Raw genomic sequence first — 17,829 nt, 5'->3', positions numbered from 1 at the left:
GATGCCCCCGCTCCCCCTCTGGTGGCCCCCGGGAGCGGGAAGGAACTCCCGGGGGCCGACGCCGGCGCGCGCGCCGAGGGGTGACGCTGTGTCAGAGGTTGGTCAGGTCGACCGGGATCTGCGGCTCGACGCCGTCCCGGAGGATGGTCGCCTCGATCAGGCCGTACGGCCGGTCGGCCGCGTAATACACCTCGTTCTCGTTCTTGAGCCCGAACGGCTCCAGATCCACCAGGAAATGGTGCTTGTTGGGGAGCGAGAAACGGATCTCGTCGATCTCGCTTCGGCTGTTGATGATCCGCGAGCCCATCTGGTACATCGTCTGCTGGAGCGAGAGCGAGTACGTCTCGGCGAAGGCCTGGAGCATGTGCTTCTTCGCCTGCTCGTACGACTTGTCCCAGTTGGGCATGCGCTGGTCGTCGGAGGTCCAGTTGTAGCGCCACTTGGCGGCGACCTGGGTGGCGAGTATCCGGTCGTAGGCCTCGGGCAGCGTCGTGTACTTGTCCTTGGCGTAACCCCAGAACTCGGAGTTGGTCGAGTTGAGCACCGTCAGGTCCTTGAGGCCCGAGATGATCTGCCAGGACGCACCGTCGTAGGTGATCTGGCTGACCCGGGTCTCCTGGCCCTTGCGGACGAAGGAGTGCCTGACCTCGTCGGCCCCGATGAACTGCGAGTTGCCGTCCGAGGTCGCGATGCGGTCCCAGGCGTACTCCTCGATCCTGATACGCGCCTGGTGGATCTGCTCCTGGCTGGCCACGAAGTGCCGGGCCAGATGGATGCCGAACTGCTCGGCGGACTCTATGCCGTGCTCCTTGGCGAACGCGTACACCGTGTTCTTGGTGGTGTCGGTCGGCAGGACGTTGGCGTTGGAGCCCGAGTAGTGGACGTCCTCCATCTCGCCGGAGAGGGCGACGGAGACGTTCAGGTCCTTGATGTGGTGGGTGTCGCCGTCCCGCGTGATCTTGACGACGCGGTTCTCCGCTTTGCCGTACTGGTTCTGGCCGAGAATCGTGGGCATCTGCTAGCTCCCTCTGTAAACGGAGTAGCCGAACGGGTTGAGCAGCAGCGGTACATGATAGTGCTCGCCGGGGTTGACGCTGAATGTGATCGCCACCTCCGGGAAAAACGCACCGCTGTCCCGTAGCGCGGGGGCGTCCTGCTGTGCCTCGGCTCGCCTGTCTGTGTGTTCGGTGTGTTCGGTGAAGTACGCCTCGGTCGCGAAGTCGAGTCGTACGTGCGTGGTGCCCGCCGGCAGCGCCGGCAGGTCCTTGCAGCGCCCGTCGGGGTCCGTCGCGGAGCCGCCGAGCGCCACCCAGTCGCCGGCCGCGCCGCTGCGGGCGGCGAGGTCGATCCGGACGCCGGACGCCGGGCGTCCGACGCTGGTGTCCAGGATGTGCGTGGACACCGAGGCGGTGGTGTCGGTGCTCAAGACCTCACTCCTCTTCTCCGGCCGCCACGAGACGGGTCAGCCGGATACGGTTGATCTTGCCCAGTTCGGTGCGCACGATCGCACGCTCCTGCTCGGGCGTATGACCCGACCGGGTCCGCAGCGCGTCCCGCATCTGCTCGCCGGTGGCGCCGGTCGCGCAGATCAGGAAGACATGTCCGAACCTCTCCTGGTAGGCCAGATTCAGTTCGAGCATCTCTGTCCTCAGCGCCTCGGAGGCGTCCGCCATCCCGCGCTGTTCCCTGGCCGAGGCGGGATCGCCCGGCTTGGGCCGGCCGATCGGCGGATGACCCGCCATCGCCTCGGCGAGAGAAGCGTCGGACAGGTCGGCCGTCGCCCGGTCGGCGGCGGTGAGCAGCGCGTCCACGGTGGCGTAGGGACGCTCCGCGAGCAGGCTGCTCCCCCAGGCGGGGGCGGCGCACACCTCACGCAGCGCGGCGGTGGCCGCCGCGTCGGGCAAGGTGTTGAACCGGGTGAGACCCGGCGGCTGGCGATACGTCACGGGAGCCTCCGTGGCTGTGCTGGACGGGCTCCGCATAGCTAACGCCCCGAACAACAACACGTCAACACTTTGTTGAAATCTCGCGAACCCGCGTCTTCCCGCCGGACCAGGACCCGTCCGCCGGACCGGCGCTAGTCGCTGTCGGCCGCGTTGGCCCTGTTCAGGTAGTTGTACACAGTGAAACGGCTGACGCCGAGCGCGCTCGCCACCGTCTCCACCCCGTGGCGTACCGAAAAGGCACCGCGTGCCTCCAGGGTCCGGACCGCCGACTGCTTGGACTTACGGTCGAGGTCGGCCAGCGGCATCCCGTACGTACGCTCCAGCGCCGCCAGGATGTGGTCGAGCGAGTCGGCGAGCTGCGGCAGGCGTACGGCGACGACGTCCGCGCCTTCCCAGGCCAGCACGACATCGTCGGGTCTCGCGTCGCCGGGCGCCATCAGCTCGCCGCCCATGGCGTCCACCAGCGGCTTCACCGCGGCGATGAACGGGTGATCGAGCGGCTCCATCACCGGTCACCCTCCCCGGCGGCGCCTTCGTCCGCGCCGGCGGCGTCCACCACGTTCACCTGGAGCGAGACCCGGGTGGCGCCGGCAGCGAGCGATTCGCGCAGCAGCTTCCCGACCGCCGCGAGCACCTCTTCCGCACCACCTTCGGCCGTGTTGCCGAACGGACCGACGTCGACCGCGTCAAGATCAGCCCCTTGGACGACCTCGCGCGCCACCACCGCGTGCGCGGGCGCCTCGTCGAGATCGAAGGGTTCGGTCGTGAATTCCACTCTCAGTCGCACTGTGCCTCCACCGCCATCCTCACCTGCTTCTCCGCATCAGGGAAGACAGGAACAGGTGACTATAGACGGCCCGGCCAAAACCCCACCCGTGGTGAAATGTTTCAAACCTGTCTTCACCGACAACAACCACAGGCCGAATGGGCGTGAAGCCTCCTTGACAGGCGGCTCGAACGCGACCTACCTTCGCTGTGTGAATCGATTCATCTCCTACTGCCCTCGCCTCTGGAGTGAGCATGCCTGACCTGTCGACCGTGAAGGCCGCACTGAAGTCGCAGGTGATCGAGACCCCGTCGTGGGGGTACGGCAACTCGGGCACACGGTTCAAGGTCTTCACCCAGGAGGGGGTCCCCAGGGACCCGTACGAGAAGCTGAACGACGCGGCGCAGGTGCACGCGGCGACCGGCGTCGCCCCCGTCGTGTCGCTGCACATCCCCTGGGACAAGGTCGACGACTACGGCGCGCTCAAGAAGCACGCGCAGGAGCTGGGGCTGCGGCTCGGCGGGATCAACGCCAACGTCTTCCAGGACGACGACTTCAAGCTCGGGTCCGTGACCAACCCGGACCCCAGGATCAGGCGCAAGGCCGTCGCCCATCTGCTGGAGTGCGTCGACATCATGGATGTCACGGGCTCGCACGACCTGAAGCTCTGGTTCTCCGACGGCACCAACTACCCCGGCCAGGACGACATCGTCGAGCGCCAGGACCGGCTCGCCGAGGCGCTGGCCGAGGTGTACGCGCGGCTCGGCGACGACCAGCGGATCCTGCTGGAGTACAAGCTCTTCGAACCGGCCTTCTACACCACCGACGTACCGGACTGGGGCACGTCCTACGCGCACTGCCTCACCCTCGGCGAGAAGGCACAGGTCGTGGTGGACACCGGGCACCACGCGCCCGGCACCAACATCGAGTTCATCGTGGCGTTCCTGCTGCGCCAGGGGAAGCTCGGCGGCTTCGACTTCAACTCGCGCTTCTACGCCGACGACGACCTGATGGTGGGCGCCGCCGACCCGTTCCAGCTCTTCCGGATCCTGCACGAGGTGGCCAAGAACGGCGGCTTCGCCCCGGAGACCGGCGTCGCCTTCATGCTCGACCAGTGCCACAACATCGAGGCGAAGATCCCGGCCGTCATCCGTTCGGTGATGAACGTGCAGGAGGCGACGGCCAAGGCGCTGCTGGTGGACACCGAGGCACTGCGTGCCGCACAGCGCTCCGGCGATGTGCTCGCCTCCAACGCGGTGCTGATGGACGCCTACAACACCGACGTACGCCCGCTGCTCGCCGAGGTGCGCGAGGAGCAGGGGCTGAACCCCGACCCGGTCGCCGCCTACCGCGCGAGCGGCTGGGCCGAGCGGATCGTCGCCGAGCGTGTCGGCGGCGAACAGGCCGGCTGGGGCGCCTGAGCCGTACGGTCCTTCCCGCCCCCTGTTCCGTCGCCCTCTCGCCACGTCTCCCCCTTGTTCCGTCTCCCCCTCCCGCCAAGACCTGCCGCCAGGAACCGAAGGAATCCACGCCATGACGTCCCACCCCGAGGCATCGGCGCTGCTCGCGCGTTCCAACCGCTTGGGCGCCGACCCGCGCAACACCAACTACGCGGGCGGCAACACGTCCGCCAAGGGCACGGCCACCGACCCGGTGAGCGGCACCGACACCGAGCTGATGTGGGTCAAGGGGTCCGGTGGTGACCTGGGCACGCTCGGCGAGTCCGGGCTGGCCGTGCTGCGGCTCGACCGGCTGCGCGCCCTGGTGGACGTCTATCCGGGGGTGGAGCGCGAGGACGAGATGGTCGCGGCCTTCGACTACTGCCTGCACGGCAAGGGCGGCGCGGCCCCGTCCATCGACACCGCCATGCACGGCCTGGTCGACGCGCCGCACGTGGACCACCTGCACCCCGACTCCGGCATCGCGCTGGCCTGCGCCGCCGACGGGGCAGCGCTGACCCGCGAGTGCTTCGGGGACAGCGTGGTGTGGGTGGACTGGCGCCGCCCCGGCTTCCAGCTCGGGCTGGACATCGCCGCCGTCAAGGAGGCCAACCCGGCGGCGATCGGCTGTGTCCTCGGCGGGCACGGCATCACCGCGTGGGGGCGTACCTCCGACGAGTGCGAGGCCAACTCGCTGCGCATCATCGGGGAGGCGGAGCGCTTCCTGGCGGAGCGCGGCAGGCCCGAGCCCTTCGGTCCCGCGCTGGACGGGTACGGCGCGCTGCCCGAGGCCGAGCGGCGGGAGCGGGCCGCCGCCCTCGCGCCGCTGCTGCGCGGTCTCGCTTCCACGGACCGGCCGCAGGTCGGCCACTTCACCGACACCGAGCCCGTCCTGGACTTCCTGGCGAGCGCCGAGCATCCGCGGCTCGCCGCGCTCGGCACCTCCTGCCCCGACCACTTCCTGCGCACGAAGGTCCGGCCGCTGGTCCTCGACCTGCCGCCGGGCGCGCCGGCCGACGAAGTGACCGCCAGGCTCCGGCAGTTGCACGCGGAATACCGCGCCGAGTACGCCGCGTACTACGAGCGGCACGCCACCCCTGACTCGCCCGCGATGCGCGGAGCCGACCCGGCGATCGTGCTCGTGCCCGGCGTGGGCATGTTCTCGTTCGGCAAGGACAAGCAGACGGCGCGGGTCGCCGGGGAGTTCTACCTCAACGCGATCAATGTGATGCGCGGCGCCGAGGCCGTCTCCCGCTACACCCCCATCGAGGAGTCGGAGAAGTTCCGTATCGAGTACTGGGCGCTGGAGGAGGCGAAGCTCCAGCGGATGCCGAAGCCCAAGCCGCTGGCGACCAGGGTCGCGCTGGTGACGGGGGCCGGTTCCGGCATCGGCAAGGCCGTGGCGCACCGGCTGGTCGCCGAGGGTGCGTGTGTGGTCGTCGCGGATCTGAACGGGGAGAACGCCGCCACCGTCGCCAAGGAACTGGGCGGCGCGGACAAGGCGGTGGCCGTCACCGCCGACGTGACGGACGAGGAACAGATCACCGCCGCCTTCCGGCAGGCCGTGCTGGCCTTCGGCGGGGTCGACCTGGTCGTCAACAACGCGGGCATCTCCATCTCGAAGCCGCTGCTGGAGACCACCGCGCGGGACTGGGACCTGCAGCACGACATCATGGCGCGCGGCTCGTTCCTGGTGTCACGGGAGGCGGCCCGGGTCATGACGGAGCAGGCGATGGGCGGTGACATCGTCTACATCGTCTCGAAGAACGCCGTCTTCGCCGGCCCCAACAACATCGCCTACTCGGCGACCAAGGCCGACCAGGCGCACCAGGTGCGGCTGCTGGCAGCGGAGTTGGGGGGCGAGGGGATCAGGGTAAACGGGGTCAATCCGGACGGTGTGGTGCGCGGCTCCGGGATCTTCGCGGCCGGCTGGGGCGCGCAGCGCGCCGCCGTCTACGGGGTGGAGGAGGAGAAGCTGGGCGAGTTCTACGCGCAGCGCACCTTGCTCAAGCGCGAGGTGCTGCCCGAGCATGTCGCCAACGCCGTCTTCGCGCTCACCGGCGGCGATCTGACCCACACCACCGGGCTGCACGTGCCGGTGGACGCGGGCGTGGCGGCGGCGTTCCTGCGCTGAACCCGATCGCAGGGCCGAGCTGTTCGCCCCGCCGTCTCCGTGTCCGCCGTACCCGCCGTACCCGCCGTACCCGCCGTCCGCGCCGTTTCGCACCGCCGAGGTAGCCACCGTGTCGACCCCCCACCGTTCGTCCTCCGCCGACCCCTCGGCCTTCGCCGCCGCCGACCTGGGCGCCACCAGCGGACGGGTGATGGTCGGCCGGGTGGGCCCGGCGGGCGGCGGGGGCACGCCGTACCTCGATCTCCGCGAGGTGCACCGCTTCCCCAACCGGCCGGTGCGGCTGCCCGGCGGGCTCCACTGGGACGTGCTGAGTCTCTTCCAGGGGGTGTTGGACGGCCTGGCCGAGGCCGGCCGCTCCTGCGAACTGGCCTCGATCGGCGTCGACAGCTGGGCGGTGGACTACGGACTCCTCGACGCGGAAGGGGAGTTGCTCGGCAACCCGTACCACTACCGGGACACCCGCACCGAGGGCATGGCGGCGCGGGTGTGGGCCGACGTGCCGGCCGACGAGCTGTACCGGATCAGCGGGCTGCAGCATCTGCCGTTCAACACGGTCTTCCAACTGGCCGCCGAGCGGACCGGATCGCGCCTGGCCCAGGCGCGCACGCTGCTGCTGATCCCCGATCTGATCACGCACTGGCTGACCGGCAGCGTTGGCGCCGAGGCCACCAACGCCTCCACCACCGCCCTGTTCGACGCGCGCACCGCCGACTGGTCGGGGCAGGTGCTGGACCGGCTCGCCGTCGACCGCGCGCTGCTGCCCCCGGTCCGCCACCCCGGCGATCCGGCGGGGACGCTGCTGCCCGAGGTGGCACTGGCCACCGGCCTGTCCGTCAACACCCCGGTCACGGCGGTCGCTTCGCACGACACCGCCTCCGCCGTCGTCGCCGTCCCCGCGTCCGGAGCCGACTTCGCCTACATCTCGTGCGGTACGTGGTCGCTGGCCGGCCTCGAACTGGCTGCCCCCGTGATCACCGAGGCGTCACGCGCGGCGAACTTCACCAACGAGCGCGGTGTCGACGGGTCGATCCGCTTCCTGCGCAACATCATGGGGATGTGGCTGCTGACCGAGAGCCTGCGCACCTGGGCCGCGCGGGGGCTGCCCGCCGATCTGGCGCCCCTGCTGGCCGAAGCGGCTCGCGCACCCGCCTTCGCCGCGCTCGTCGACCCCGACGCCCCCGATTTCCTCACCCCCGGCGACATGCCGGCCCGGATCGCCGCCTACTGCGAGCGGACGGAACAGCGCGCCCCCGCAGGGCAGGCGGCCGTGGTGCGCTGCGTCCTGGAAAGCCTGGCGCTGGCGCACCGCGCCACGTTGCGCGCGGCTGCCGAACTGGCGGGCCGGGACATCCGGGTGGTGCATCTGGTCGGCGGCGGCAGCCGTAACGACCTGCTCTGCCAGCTCACGGCCGACGCCACGGGACTGCCGGTGGTCGCCGGGCCCACCGAGGCGACGGCGCTCGGCAACGTCCTCGTCCAGGCACGCGCGCGGGGACTCGTCGGCGACCGCGCCGAGATGCGCCAACTGGTCGCGGCGACGCAGGACTTGCGGCACTACACACCGCGCGGTGACGAACGGGCCTGGGCGGCGGCAGCGGCGCGGGTCGGGCTCGGCTGAGCGCTGCCGTACGGGCCACCGTCGCTCCGTACGGCAGCTCTCCGCGTCTCAACGGCGGGCGCGGCTCGATCCTCTGACGACCAGTTCGGGCTGGAGCACCACATGCTGGTGCTCGTGGCCCGCCCCTTCGGCGCGGATCTCCTCCAGCAGCAGATCGGCGGCGAGCCGCCCCATCGCGGCGGCCGGCTGGCGCACCGACGTCAGCGGTACGGCGGCGGCAGCGGCGAACTCGATGTCGTCGTACCCGACGATGGCCAGATCCTGCGGCACGGCGAGGCCCGCCGCGTACACCGTCTGGAGCACGCCGAGGGCCAGCAGGTCGTTGGCGCAGAACACGGCGGTCGGACGCGGCGCGAGGCCGAGCAGCCGGGCGCCCGCGTCGCGGCCCGCCGCCACGTCGAGCCGGTCGGCGGGGATCTCCAGCAGCGCCTCGGGCGGCAGCCCCGCCTCGGCGAGGGCGAGCAGCATGCCCGCACGTCTGTCGCGCACCTGCTGGAGGTGGGGCGGGCCGCTGATGTAGGCGATGGTGCGGTGTCCTGCGCCGATGAGATGCCGTCCCGCGAGGGCGCCGCCGACCGTGTCGTCCACCGAGACCGAGCACTCCTCGGCCTCCCCCGCCACCCGGTCCACCAGCACGAAGGGGATCTCCTGCTGGCGCAGCGCGTCCAGGTTGGCGCCGGTCGAGTCGACGGGGGTGACCAGCACGCCGCGCACCCGGTGCTCCACGAACAGCGAGAGGTACGTCGCTTCCTCGGCCGGGTCCTGGGCGCTGTTGCACACCATGACGCCGAGTCCCGCGCCGCGCGCCGCCGACTCGGCGCCGCGTGCGACGTCCACGAAGAAGGGGTTGCCCATGTCCAGTACCAGCAGCGCCATGATGCGGCTGTGTCCGGCCCGGAGCTGTCTCGCGGACTCGCTGCGTACGTAGCCGAGGCGTTTGATGACGGCCTGGACCCGTTCCTTGGTCTCCTTGGACACCATCTCGGGGCGGTTGATCACATTGGACACCGTGCCGACGGAGACCCCGGCCTGCCGTGCCACATCCTTGATCCCGACCATGCCGTCCCACTCTCCGCCGGAGGCTCTACCGGCAGCCCCTATTGAAACATTTCATTTCCCCCTCGGGGCCCTGCGCCTGCGGAGAAGGACGATGCCGAACACGAGCAGCAGCAGGCCGGATCCGACACCCGCCACGCTGTAGAACGACGACGTGGCCCAGCCGGGGCCCGGCCAGATCCGTACGGCGACCCCGGCCGTGTCGTTGGCCGGCCGGTCGTCGTGGGTGGGGCGCTTCGCGTCGGCTCCCCGTACGGTGACCTGGCCGCCGCGGTCGGTGATGTCCCGGTCGATGCGCAGCGTGAAGGGGAAGAGGGTCAGCTGCCCCGCCTTCCCGCCCGGCGCCGTGCACGCGTAGCGGCGGGCGGGCGGCTGCCTTTCACTGGCCGACCCGGTGATCGGGGTGCCGTCGTCACGCAGGGCCCGGCACGGCTGGTCGAGCACCTCCTCGTCGCGCTCGGGCTCGTAGGGGGACTCCACGACGCTGGTGCCGGCCGGCACGGTGAAGCCCACCGTCACGGGGGTGTTGCGCGGGGAGCCGGGACCGCGCGTGCGGAAGCCGATCCGCGTGCTCTGCCTGCTGCCGACGGGGCCTTTGACGGTGGCTCCCACGGCGGCGAGGTCCGCGTGCGTGGCCACGGCGACGTGCAGTTCGTCGCCCGCCGGACGGGCGGACGGCGTGACCGGGACCAGCCGCAGGTCAGGGCCGGACCCCGGCATGAAGAGTGCCGCCCACTCCGGTGGGGGCGTGTAGTCCTCCGCGAGGGCGTCGGCGGAGTAGGTGACGCCGGGATACATGGCGTCGGCGGCCACCCGGACCCGCTCGGGTACGGCGAGCGCGTACGCCTCGCCGGGCGCGACGACGACCGTGGCGGCCGCCAGCCGGCACCACGCCGAGGCCCCCCGGTAGCGGCAGTTGCGATGTTTGCTGTCGAACGAGAAGCCGTCCCGCGCGTCCATCCGGAGGGCCACGCCCCGCGCGGGGACGCCACCGGTGTTACGGATGACGAGCCGGACGCCGACCGTGCCGCCGGGCGCCACCGTCGTACGGTCGGGCCGCTGTTCCACCGCGAGGGTCGGCTTGCCGACGGTGACGGTGGTCCGGCCGGTGACGTCCGGGACGCCGGGTGCGCGCACGGTGTAGCGCACGACGCCGGTGTCCCCCGCCTTGCTGCCCTTGACCGGTACGACATGGAAGGTCTGCGACGCCGCGTGCTGCTGGTCCGTGCGCATGGTGCAGCCGAAGACCGGCTGCCTGATCCGGTCGATCTCGCACCGGTCCCCGCCCCGCTTGAGCACGGCGACCCCGGCCAGCCCCCGGATGTCGAAGGTGATCGAGACGTCGGTGGGTCCCTTGCCGGTCAGTCGCTGGCCGACGTCGAGATCGTTCTCCGAGCTGAGGGCGCGGGACGGGTCCGTCGACACGTACAGAACCTCGGGCACCTGCAAGCTCAGGCGCGGCTCACCCGACAGGCCACCACAGCCGCCGAGCAGCGCGACCAGGGCCACGACCACCAGTACGACCGGCCAACGACCCCTGAGACATGTGCCGTTCATCCGACCACCCTGCCCGACGGAGATCACGGCGGGACAACGGAGTCGTCGCGGATTCCGGTGGGGACACTTGACAGCTCCCGAGCAGCGCGGGCAGTCTTCCATTAAGCAGAAAACAACTTCCGCAATACGGAAGGAGCAGCTGACCCCTCATGGGCTACGCAGACCAGCGCTTCGATGTGAACCTCTCGATCCTCTACACCGAGCTTCCGCTCCTGGAGCGCCCGGCGGCCGCCGCCGCAGCGGGCTTCACCGCGGTCGAGCTGTGGTGGCCCTGGACCGACACCCCCACCCCGCCGCAGGCCGAACTCGACGCCCTCAAGAAGGCGCTCGACGACGCGGGCACCCAGCTGGTCGGGCTGAACTTCTACGCGGGGCAGCTGCCGGGGCCCGACCGTGGCGCGCTCTCCGTGCCCGGCGAGGAGTCCGACCGCTTCCGCGCCAATATCGAGGTGGCGGCGGAGTTCGCCGCCTCCGTCGGCTGCACGGCGCTGAACGCGCTGTACGGGAACCGGATCGACGGCGTCGATCCCGAGCTCCAGGACGCACTCGCCCTGGAGAATCTGGTGCTCGCCGCGCGGGCGGCCGACCGGGTCGGCGCGACCCTGCTCGTCGAAGCCCTCAACAAGCCGGAGTCCCCGCGCTACCCGCTCGTGAGCGCGCCGTCGGCCGTCGAGGTGGTCGACAAGGTGAACGCGGCGACCGGCCTCGGCAACGCCTCGTTCCTGCTCGACCTCTACCACCTGTCGATGAACGGCGAGGACCTGGCCGAGGTCGTCGACCGCTACGCGGGCAAGGCCGGGCACGTACAGATCGCGGACAACCCGGGCCGTGGCGCGCCGGGCACCGGGGCGCTGCCGCTCCAGGAGCTGCTGGACCGGCTGCGCGACGCGGGGTACCGCGGCTGGGTCGGCCTGGAGTACAAGCCGGGCGACCGGCCGAGCGCCGAGTCCTTCGGCTGGCTGCCGGCCGAGGCGCGCGCGGCCCGCTGAATCCCGTCCTGCGGCGGCAGGTCCCTTTACGGACCGGCGGCAGGTCCCTTTACAGAAACGTCAGAAGAGTCCAGGAAGGCATCCCATGAGCACGCTCCCCAAGATCGCATGGATAGGTCTCGGCATCATGGGCTCGCCCATGTCGGAGAACCTGATCAAGGCCGGTTACCAGGTGACCGGTTACACGCTGGAGCAGGACAAGCTGGACCGGCTGGCGGCGGCGGGCGGCGCCGCCGCCGCCTCGATCGCCGAGGCGGTCGCCGACGCCGATGTCATCGTCACCATGGTGCCCGCTTCGCCGCAGGTCGAGGCCATCGCGTACGGCGACGACGGCATCCTCGCGCACGCCAGGCGCGGCGCGCTGCTCGTCGACATGTCCTCGATCACCCCGCAGACGTCGGTCGATCTGGCCAAGGCCGGTGCGGAGAAGGGCATTCGCGTCCTCGACGCGCCGGTCTCCGGCGGCGAGGCCGGTGCGATCGAGGCCGTCCTGTCCATCATGGTCGGCGGCGGCCAGGCCGACTTCGACGAGGCGAAGCCGCTGCTGGAGGCCCTGGGCAAGACCATCGTGCTCTGCGGCCCGCACGGCTCGGGACAGACGGTGAAGGCCGCCAACCAGCTGATCGTGGCCGTCAACATCCAGGCGTGCGCCGAGGCCGTGGTCTTCCTGGAGAAGTCCGGTGTGGACCTGAGCGCCGCGCTGGACGTGCTGAACGGCGGTCTGGCCGGCTCGACCGTGCTGACCCGCAAGAAGGACAACTTCCTCAACCGCGACTTCAAGCCCGGCTTCCGGATCGATCTGCACCACAAGGACATGGGCATCGTCACCGACGCGGCCCGCAATGTCGGCGCGGCGCTGCCCGTCGGCGCAGTGGTGGCCCAACTGGTCGCGTCCCTGCGCGCGCAGGGCGACGGCGGCCTCGACCACTCCGCGCTGCTGCGCTCCGTCGAGCGCCTTTCCGGCGACCAGGTCTGACCCACCGCGGCCGGGTCCGCCCGGACGCCTGAAGCCTGACCCCTGAAGTCCGGCCCCCGAACCCCGGGCGGCGGTGGCGCTGACACCTGTCCTGTCGCGCCCAGGCGCCGCCGTCGCCCGGAACCCACTCCTCCAATTTCAACAAACTGTTGACGTTTCCTTCGGTGTGAATTTACGCTCCAGAGGCTCCAGAAGCCTCTCGCCGAACCCCCTCAGCAGTCCCGCACGGAAGGTCACCATGTCGAAGCGCGTGCTTACGACCGAGTCAGGCGCCCCGGTCGCCGACAACCAGAACGCAGCGACCGCAGGCGCCGGCGGTCCCCTGCTCCTCCAGGACCAGCACCTGCTGGAGAAGCTCGCCCGCTTCAACCGCGAGCGCATCCCGGAGCGTGTCGTGCACGCACGCGGCTCCGGTGCCTACGGCTACTTCGAGGTGACCGACGACGTCACCGCGTACACCAGCGCCGACTTCCTGTCCGCCGTGGGCAGGCGCACCGAGACCTTCGCGCGCTTCTCCACCGTCGCCGACTCGCTGGGCGGCGCGGACGCGGTCCGCGACCCGCGTGGTTTCGCGCTGAAGTTCTACACCGAGCAGGGCAACTACGACCTGGTCGGCAACAACACCCCGGTGTTCTTCGTCAAGGACCCCGTCAAGTTCCCTGATTTCATCCACTCGCAGAAGCGCGACCCGTTCACGGGCCGTCAGGAGCCGGACAACGTCTGGGACTTCTGGGCGCATTCGCCCGAGGCGACCCACCAGGTGACATGGCTGATGGGCGACCGCGGTATCCCCGCCTCGTACCGGCACATGAACGGCTACGGCTCGCACACCTACCAGTGGACGAACGCGGAGGGCGAGGCCTTCTTCGTCAAGTACCACTTCAAGACCAACCAGGGCGTGCGCTCGCTGAGCGCCGAGCAGGCGGCGGAACTCGTCGGCAGGGATGCCAACTCCCACCAGACGGACCTGCTCCAGGCCATCGAGCGCGGAATGAATCCGTCCTGGACGTTGCACGTCCAGCTGATGCCGGCCGCCGACGCCGCCCACTACCGCTTCAACCCGTTCGACCTCACCAAGGTGTGGCCGCACAGCGACTATCCGCTGCGCCGGGTGGGCCGGCTGGTGCTCGACCGCAACCCCGACAACGTCTTCGCCGAGGTCGAGCAGGCGGCGTTCTCGCCGAACAACTTCGTTCCCGGCATCGGTCCTTCGCCGGACAAGATGCTCCAGGGCCGGCTGTTCGCGTACGCCGACGCCCACCGCTACCGGCTCGGCGTCAACCACACCCAGCTGGCCGTGAACGCGCCGAAGGCCGCCACCGTCGACAACTACGGCCGTGACGGTGTCATGGCCGCGCGCCGTGGCGGGCGGCACGACAAGAACTACGAGCCCAACTCGTACGCGGGGCCCGTGCAGAGCGACGCGGCGCTGTCCGCGCCGTACGCCGTGCACGGCTGGACCGGGACCCACCCGGCGCCCGCGCACACCAAGGACGACGACTTCTTCCAGGCCGGTGAGCTGTACCGGCTGATGTCGGCCGAGGAGAAGTCCCGGCTCGTCGCGAACATCGCCGGCGGGCTCTCGCAGGTCTCCCTGGACGATGTGATCGAGAAGAACCTGGCCCACTTCCACGCCGCCGACCAGGAGTACGGCAAGCGCGTCGAGGAAGCGGTACGCGCGCTGCGCGAGGAGTGAGCCTTCCTCCCTGATCGGACCGCGGCGGCTGAGTGAGCCAGTGCGGTGGTAACGGGCGCGAGCGGCCCCCTCCCGACGTGAGGGAGGGGGCCCCGCTCCCTTCGCCCACCGCCGCGGTCTGCCCGACGGAGCGCGGGGTACGGAGACAACTGGTCCCGTGCCCCGCGCTCTTGTGCGTCCGGGGCTCCCTTGTGTGTCCGGGCTGATCGAGACGTAGGACCCGAGGCCGAATTCGGTGCCGGTGCCGGTGCCGGTGCACGCGTACGGCCCCGGTCACCGGAGGTGGTCCGGTGACCGGGGCCGTACGGGGTCTGCCGCCGGGGTCAGGCCAGCGGCAGGATCGCGGTGGGCGCGTGGCCCGGTTCGGTGGCGATGTCCTCGAACTCGTTCACACTGGCGATGTCACTGCCGCTCATGGCGATGTTGGTGACGCGCTCCAGGATGGCCTCCACGACGACCGGCACCCGGAATTCGGCCGCCAGCTTCTTGGCCTCCTCGAAGGCGGGCAGCAGCTGATCGGGCTCGGTGACCCTGATCGCCTTGCAGCCGAGACCCTCGGCGACCTTCACATGGTCGACCCCGTAGACGCCCAGCTCGGGCGAGTTGAGGTTCTCGAACTCCAGGTTGACCTGGAAGTCGATGTCGAAGTTGCGCTGCGCCTGGCGGATCAGCCCCAGATAGGAGTTGTTCACCAGCACATGGACGTACGGGATGTGGTGCTGGGCGCCGACCGCCAGCTCTTCGAGCATGAACTGGAAGTCGTAGTCGCCGGACAGCGCGACGACGGTGGCCTCCGGGTCGGCCGTGGCGACGCCCAGCGCCGCGGGGACGGTCCAGCCGAGCGGGCCCGCCTGACCGCAATTGATCCAGTGGCGCGGCCGGTAGACGTGCAGCATCTGCGCGCCGGCGATCTGGGAGAGGCCGATGGTGGTCACGTACCGGGTCTCGGGCCCGAAGGCCCTGTTCATCTCCTCGTACACGCGCTGCGGCTTCAGCGGCACGTTGTCGAAGTGCGTACGCCGGTGCAGCGTGGCCTTGCGTTCCCTGGCGGACGCGGCCCAGGCGCTGCGGTCGGGCAGCCGCCCGGCCTCCTTCAGCTCCCGTGCCACCTCGACGAAGAGTTCCAACGCGGCCTTGGCGTCGGACGCGATGCCGAAGTCCGGGGCGAATATCTTGCCGAGCTGGGTGGGTTCGATGTCGACGTGGACGAACGTCCGCCCCCGCGTGTAGACATCGAGCTTGCCGGTGTGCCGGTTGGCCCACCGGTTGCCGATGCCGAGCACGAAGTCCGACTCCAGGAACGTGGCGTTGCCGTAGCGGTGCGAGGTCTGGAGCCCGACCATGCCGGCGTTCAGCTCGTGGTCGTCGGCGATGGTGCCCCAGCCCATCAGGGTGGGGATGACCGGCACCCCGGTCAGCTCGGCGAACTCGACCAGCAGCGCGGACGCTTCGGCGTTGATGATGCCGCCGCCCGCGACGATCAGCGGCCGCTCGGAGGCGGCGAGCATCGCGACGGCCTTCTCCGCCTGGGCGCGGGTCGCGGCCGGCTTGTAGGGCGTCAGCGGCTCGTACATCTCCGGGTCGAACTCGATCTCGGTGAGCTGCACGTCGATCGGCAGGTCGACGAGGACCGGGCCCGGCCGTCCCGAGCGCATCAGATGGAACGCCTGCTGCAGCACGCCGGGCACCTGGGCGGCCTCCAGCACCGTGGTGGCGGCCTTGGTGACGGGCGCGGCGATCGACGCGATGTCGACGGCCTGGAAGTCCTCCTTGTGGATCACGGCGGTGGGTGCCTGTCCCGTGATGCACAGGATCGGGATGGAGTCGCCGAGCGCGGAGTACAGCCCGGTGATCATGTCGGTGCCGGCCGGCCCCGACGTACCCACACAGACACCGATGTTGCCGTTCTCGGTGCGGGTGTAGCCCTCCGCCATGTGCGAGGCGCCCTCGACATGGCGCGCGAGTGTGTGGTGGATGCCCCCGGACGCCTTGAGGGCGGCGTAGAAGGGATTGATCGCGGCACCCGGCACACCGAAGGCGTGTGTCACGCCCTCGCGCTTGAGGATCTCAACTGCCGCTCGGGCAGCGGTCATTCGAGTCATGGGGTTACTCCTCATCCGGCAGGCGGATTCGGGCTCTGTCGCGCCACCTGAGAGCGCCAATTCCGTAATGTGGAAGTACTGTTCTGCTATACGGAAACAATCTAGGGTCGATACGACACCCCGTCAAGGGAGGGATCCCGGCGGCCCCTCCCCAATACCTCGCTCTTGGTGGACGATGGGCCACGCAGCGCAGTCGATCAGGCATATGCGAACGTGGTTGATGGGGGTCGTGATGGGAGAGAGCGTTCCGGTGAGCTGCCCGACCTGCAGCCGTCGGCACACCTTCGTGGTGTCGGTGTACCCGTGCGCCTGTGGCGCGCCGGTGGCCCCGCCGCTGGCGCGGGACGCACCTGCGCAACCGATCACCCACCGCACCTGGACCGACGAGTGGGTCATGGTCCGCTGCGCCGCCTGCGGCCGGCAGGGGCACTGGCCGCAGCCCGAACTCGGCTGCCCCTGCGGGGCGGTGCTGCGCATCCCGGTACGGCCGGTGAATCCGGCGGGACCGCCCCGGGAGCCGCAGGAGTCGCACGAGCCGCAGGACACGGCGCGGGTCCGGCCGACGCTGTCGCGCAGGCCGGCGGCGCCCCGGCCGTCCTTCCATCCGCTGACGATCCGCACGGCGCGCGACGTGGTGACGGCCGCCGCGCTCTATCTGCGCTGGCTCGGCTTCCACGGCATCGTCCAGGCCGAGGAGCAGCCGGCGTCCGGCATCGACCTGCGCGGCCCCGAGGTCGTCGCCCAGGTCGACCCGACGACCAGCCCGGCGTCGCTCCGCTCGGTGGAGACGCTGTGGCTGCACGGGCTGAGCGCTTCGGCGGTGAGCGTCTTCTTCTCGCTCGCCGGGTACGCGGACGACGCGCGCGCCCGCGCCGACGACCTCGGGGTGCCGCTGTTCGTCATGGACCTCACGGGCGCCCCGCAGCCGGTCAACACCCCGGCGACGGAATTGGTGTCGTCCGGAGCGTGAGGGCGCGCCATAATCGGCCGATGCGCATACGCCCCGCCACCTCAGCGGATCTGCCGCTGCTCCAGGACATCGAGGTCGCGGCGGGCGAGCCGTTCCGCACGGTCGGGATGGCGCTCGTCGCCGACGACACTCCCCCGTCGCTCCACATGCTGGAGCGCTACCGCGCGGACGGCCTGCTGTGGGTGACGGACGACGGCAGCGGCGCGCCCGTCGCCTATGTGATCCATGAGGAGGTCGACGGCGCCGGGCATGTGGAGCAGGTCTCGGTCCACCCGGCGGCGGCACACCGCCGGCTCGGCAGCGCCCTCATCGACCACGTCGGACAGCTCGCCAGGGACGCCGGGCTGCCCGCGCTCACGCTCACGACCTTCGCCGAGGTCCCGTGGAACGCCCCGTACTACGCGCGGCTCGGCTTCCGCACCCTCGGCGAGGACGAACTCACCGACGGGTTGCGGGAGATCAGGCGCGCGGAGGCGGAACACGGCCTGGATGCCTGGCCGCGGGTGTGCATGCGCCGCGAACTCTGATCCTGGGCCGCCGACTTCTCACCGCCGCGTACCCGCGCATCGACGTGCTCGCC

Annotated in this window: 16 protein-coding genes; 8 read left to right on the top strand and 8 right to left on the bottom strand. The window is 70.5% G+C overall.

The genetic code is table 11. The features are described from left to right. Positions 1-91 precede the first annotated feature (91 nt). The 5 genes from pucL to OHS57_RS30245 all read right to left on the bottom strand — a co-directional run bounded on the left by pucL (position 92) and on the right by OHS57_RS30245 (position 2,733). Entirely contained in the window at positions 92-1,015 is a 924-nt protein-coding gene (gene pucL / locus OHS57_RS30265) for a factor-independent urate hydroxylase (RefSeq protein ID WP_328583941.1), read from the bottom strand. A gap of 3 nt (positions 1,016-1,018) precedes the next feature. Next, positions 1,019-1,426 (bottom strand): hydroxyisourate hydrolase, encoded by a 408-nt coding sequence (gene uraH / locus OHS57_RS30260; RefSeq protein ID WP_041992405.1) that lies wholly within the window; start codon positions 1,424-1,426, stop codon positions 1,019-1,021. Positions 1,427-1,430: 4 nt separating this feature from the next. Next, complete coding sequence (gene uraD / locus OHS57_RS30255; RefSeq protein WP_041992402.1) at positions 1,431-1,982, bottom strand: 2-oxo-4-hydroxy-4-carboxy-5-ureidoimidazoline decarboxylase; 552 nt, start codon at positions 1,980-1,982, stop codon at positions 1,431-1,433. Positions 1,983-2,077: 95 nt separating this feature from the next. Continuing rightward, positions 2,078-2,452: a helix-turn-helix domain-containing protein gene (locus tag OHS57_RS30250; RefSeq protein WP_041992400.1), complete on the bottom strand. Its 375-nt coding sequence runs from the start codon at positions 2,450-2,452 to the stop codon at positions 2,078-2,080. Then, entirely contained in the window at positions 2,452-2,733 is a 282-nt protein-coding gene (locus OHS57_RS30245) for a thiamine-binding protein (RefSeq protein ID WP_328583940.1), read from the bottom strand. The genes OHS57_RS30250 and OHS57_RS30245 overlap by 1 nt, the downstream gene beginning before the upstream one ends. A 233-nt stretch (positions 2,734-2,966) precedes the next feature. On the opposite strand from OHS57_RS30245, the gene rhaI reads away from it, so the two are divergent. The 3 genes from rhaI to OHS57_RS30230 all read left to right on the top strand — a co-directional run bounded on the left by rhaI (position 2,967) and on the right by OHS57_RS30230 (position 7,903). Beyond that, positions 2,967-4,133: an L-rhamnose isomerase gene (gene rhaI, locus OHS57_RS30240; RefSeq protein ID WP_328583939.1), complete on the top strand. Its 1,167-nt coding sequence runs from the start codon at positions 2,967-2,969 to the stop codon at positions 4,131-4,133. 112 nt (positions 4,134-4,245) lie between these two features. Continuing rightward, on the top strand, positions 4,246-6,285 hold the full coding sequence (locus OHS57_RS30235; protein WP_328583938.1) for a bifunctional aldolase/short-chain dehydrogenase: 2,040 nt from the start codon (positions 4,246-4,248) through the stop codon (positions 6,283-6,285). A 190-nt stretch (positions 6,286-6,475) separates the two neighbouring features. After that, entirely contained in the window at positions 6,476-7,903 is a 1,428-nt protein-coding gene (locus OHS57_RS30230) for a rhamnulokinase (RefSeq protein WP_328585204.1), read from the top strand. A 48-nt stretch (positions 7,904-7,951) separates the two neighbouring features. Here OHS57_RS30230 and OHS57_RS30225 read toward each other — a convergent pair whose 3' ends face one another. Together OHS57_RS30225 and OHS57_RS30220 are read right to left on the bottom strand one after the other, a co-directional pair. Further along, positions 7,952-8,962 (bottom strand): LacI family DNA-binding transcriptional regulator, encoded by a 1,011-nt coding sequence (locus tag OHS57_RS30225; RefSeq protein WP_041992387.1) that lies wholly within the window; start codon positions 8,960-8,962, stop codon positions 7,952-7,954. Positions 8,963-9,013: 51 nt separating this feature from the next. After that, positions 9,014-10,516 carry a hypothetical protein gene (locus OHS57_RS30220; protein WP_328583937.1) on the bottom strand — a complete coding sequence of 501 codons (1,503 nt, stop codon included), beginning with the start codon at positions 10,514-10,516 and terminating at the stop codon, positions 9,014-9,016. Positions 10,517-10,665: 149 nt separating this feature from the next. Here OHS57_RS30220 and OHS57_RS30215 point away from each other — a divergent pair, with 149 nt between their 5' ends. From OHS57_RS30215 to OHS57_RS30205, 3 genes are all read left to right on the top strand, one after another. Then, the gene (locus tag OHS57_RS30215; RefSeq protein WP_041992381.1) at positions 10,666-11,505 is read left to right on the top strand and encodes a TIM barrel protein; all 840 of its coding nucleotides are present in this window, start codon (positions 10,666-10,668) and stop codon (positions 11,503-11,505) included. A gap of 85 nt (positions 11,506-11,590) precedes the next feature. Continuing rightward, on the top strand, positions 11,591-12,481 hold the full coding sequence (locus OHS57_RS30210) for a 2-hydroxy-3-oxopropionate reductase (RefSeq protein WP_041992378.1): 891 nt from the start codon (positions 11,591-11,593) through the stop codon (positions 12,479-12,481). Positions 12,482-12,719: 238 nt separating this feature from the next. Next, positions 12,720-14,177 (top strand): catalase, encoded by a 1,458-nt coding sequence (locus tag OHS57_RS30205; protein ID WP_041992375.1) that lies wholly within the window; start codon positions 12,720-12,722, stop codon positions 14,175-14,177. 323 nt (positions 14,178-14,500) lie between these two features. Here OHS57_RS30205 and gcl read toward each other — a convergent pair whose 3' ends face one another. Beyond that, positions 14,501-16,270 carry a glyoxylate carboligase gene (gene gcl, locus OHS57_RS30200; protein WP_041992372.1) on the bottom strand — a complete coding sequence of 590 codons (1,770 nt, stop codon included), beginning with the start codon at positions 16,268-16,270 and terminating at the stop codon, positions 14,501-14,503. Positions 16,271-16,511: 241 nt separating this feature from the next. Here gcl and OHS57_RS30195 point away from each other — a divergent pair, with 241 nt between their 5' ends. Further along, positions 16,512-17,249, top strand: coding sequence for a hypothetical protein (locus OHS57_RS30195; RefSeq protein WP_328583936.1), 738 nt, complete (start codon positions 16,512-16,514; stop codon positions 17,247-17,249). Positions 17,250-17,269: 20 nt separating this feature from the next. Beyond that, positions 17,270-17,776 (top strand): GNAT family N-acetyltransferase, encoded by a 507-nt coding sequence (locus OHS57_RS30190; RefSeq protein WP_328583935.1) that lies wholly within the window; start codon positions 17,270-17,272, stop codon positions 17,774-17,776. Positions 17,777-17,829 lie beyond the last annotated feature (53 nt).

Origin of the sequence: Streptomyces sp. NBC_00370, assembly GCF_036084755.1 — a bacterium.
Classification (GTDB): domain Bacteria; phylum Actinomycetota; class Actinomycetes; order Streptomycetales; family Streptomycetaceae; genus Streptomyces.
This window is presented reverse-complemented; position numbering and strand designations above follow the sequence as displayed.

Excerpts from the sequence above, each read along its gene's own strand:
- rhaI (WP_328583939.1), top strand. The coding sequence starts at position 2,967 with ATGCCTGACCTGTCGACCGTGAAGGCCGCACTGAAGTCGCAGGTGATC.
- OHS57_RS30190 (WP_328583935.1), top strand. The coding sequence starts at position 17,270 with ATGCGCATACGCCCCGCCACCTCAGCGGATCTGCCGCTGCTCCAGGAC.
- OHS57_RS30250 (WP_041992400.1), bottom strand. The coding sequence starts at position 2,452 with ATGGAGCCGCTCGATCACCCGTTCATCGCCGCGGTGAAGCCGCTGGTG.
- OHS57_RS30195 (WP_328583936.1), top strand. The coding sequence starts at position 16,512 with ATGGGAGAGAGCGTTCCGGTGAGCTGCCCGACCTGCAGCCGTCGGCAC.
- pucL (WP_328583941.1), bottom strand. The coding sequence starts at position 1,015 with ATGCCCACGATTCTCGGCCAGAACCAGTACGGCAAAGCGGAGAACCGC.
- OHS57_RS30235 (WP_328583938.1), top strand. The coding sequence starts at position 4,246 with ATGACGTCCCACCCCGAGGCATCGGCGCTGCTCGCGCGTTCCAACCGC.
- OHS57_RS30220 (WP_328583937.1), bottom strand. The coding sequence starts at position 10,516 with ATGAACGGCACATGTCTCAGGGGTCGTTGGCCGGTCGTACTGGTGGTC.
- OHS57_RS30215 (WP_041992381.1), top strand. The coding sequence starts at position 10,666 with ATGGGCTACGCAGACCAGCGCTTCGATGTGAACCTCTCGATCCTCTAC.
- gcl (WP_041992372.1), bottom strand. The coding sequence starts at position 16,270 with ATGACCGCTGCCCGAGCGGCAGTTGAGATCCTCAAGCGCGAGGGCGTG.
- OHS57_RS30225 (WP_041992387.1), bottom strand. The coding sequence starts at position 8,962 with ATGGTCGGGATCAAGGATGTGGCACGGCAGGCCGGGGTCTCCGTCGGC.
- OHS57_RS30230 (WP_328585204.1), top strand. The coding sequence starts at position 6,476 with ATGGTCGGCCGGGTGGGCCCGGCGGGCGGCGGGGGCACGCCGTACCTC.
- uraD (WP_041992402.1), bottom strand. The coding sequence starts at position 1,982 with ATGCGGAGCCCGTCCAGCACAGCCACGGAGGCTCCCGTGACGTATCGC.
- OHS57_RS30210 (WP_041992378.1), top strand. The coding sequence starts at position 11,591 with ATGAGCACGCTCCCCAAGATCGCATGGATAGGTCTCGGCATCATGGGC.
- OHS57_RS30205 (WP_041992375.1), top strand. The coding sequence starts at position 12,720 with ATGTCGAAGCGCGTGCTTACGACCGAGTCAGGCGCCCCGGTCGCCGAC.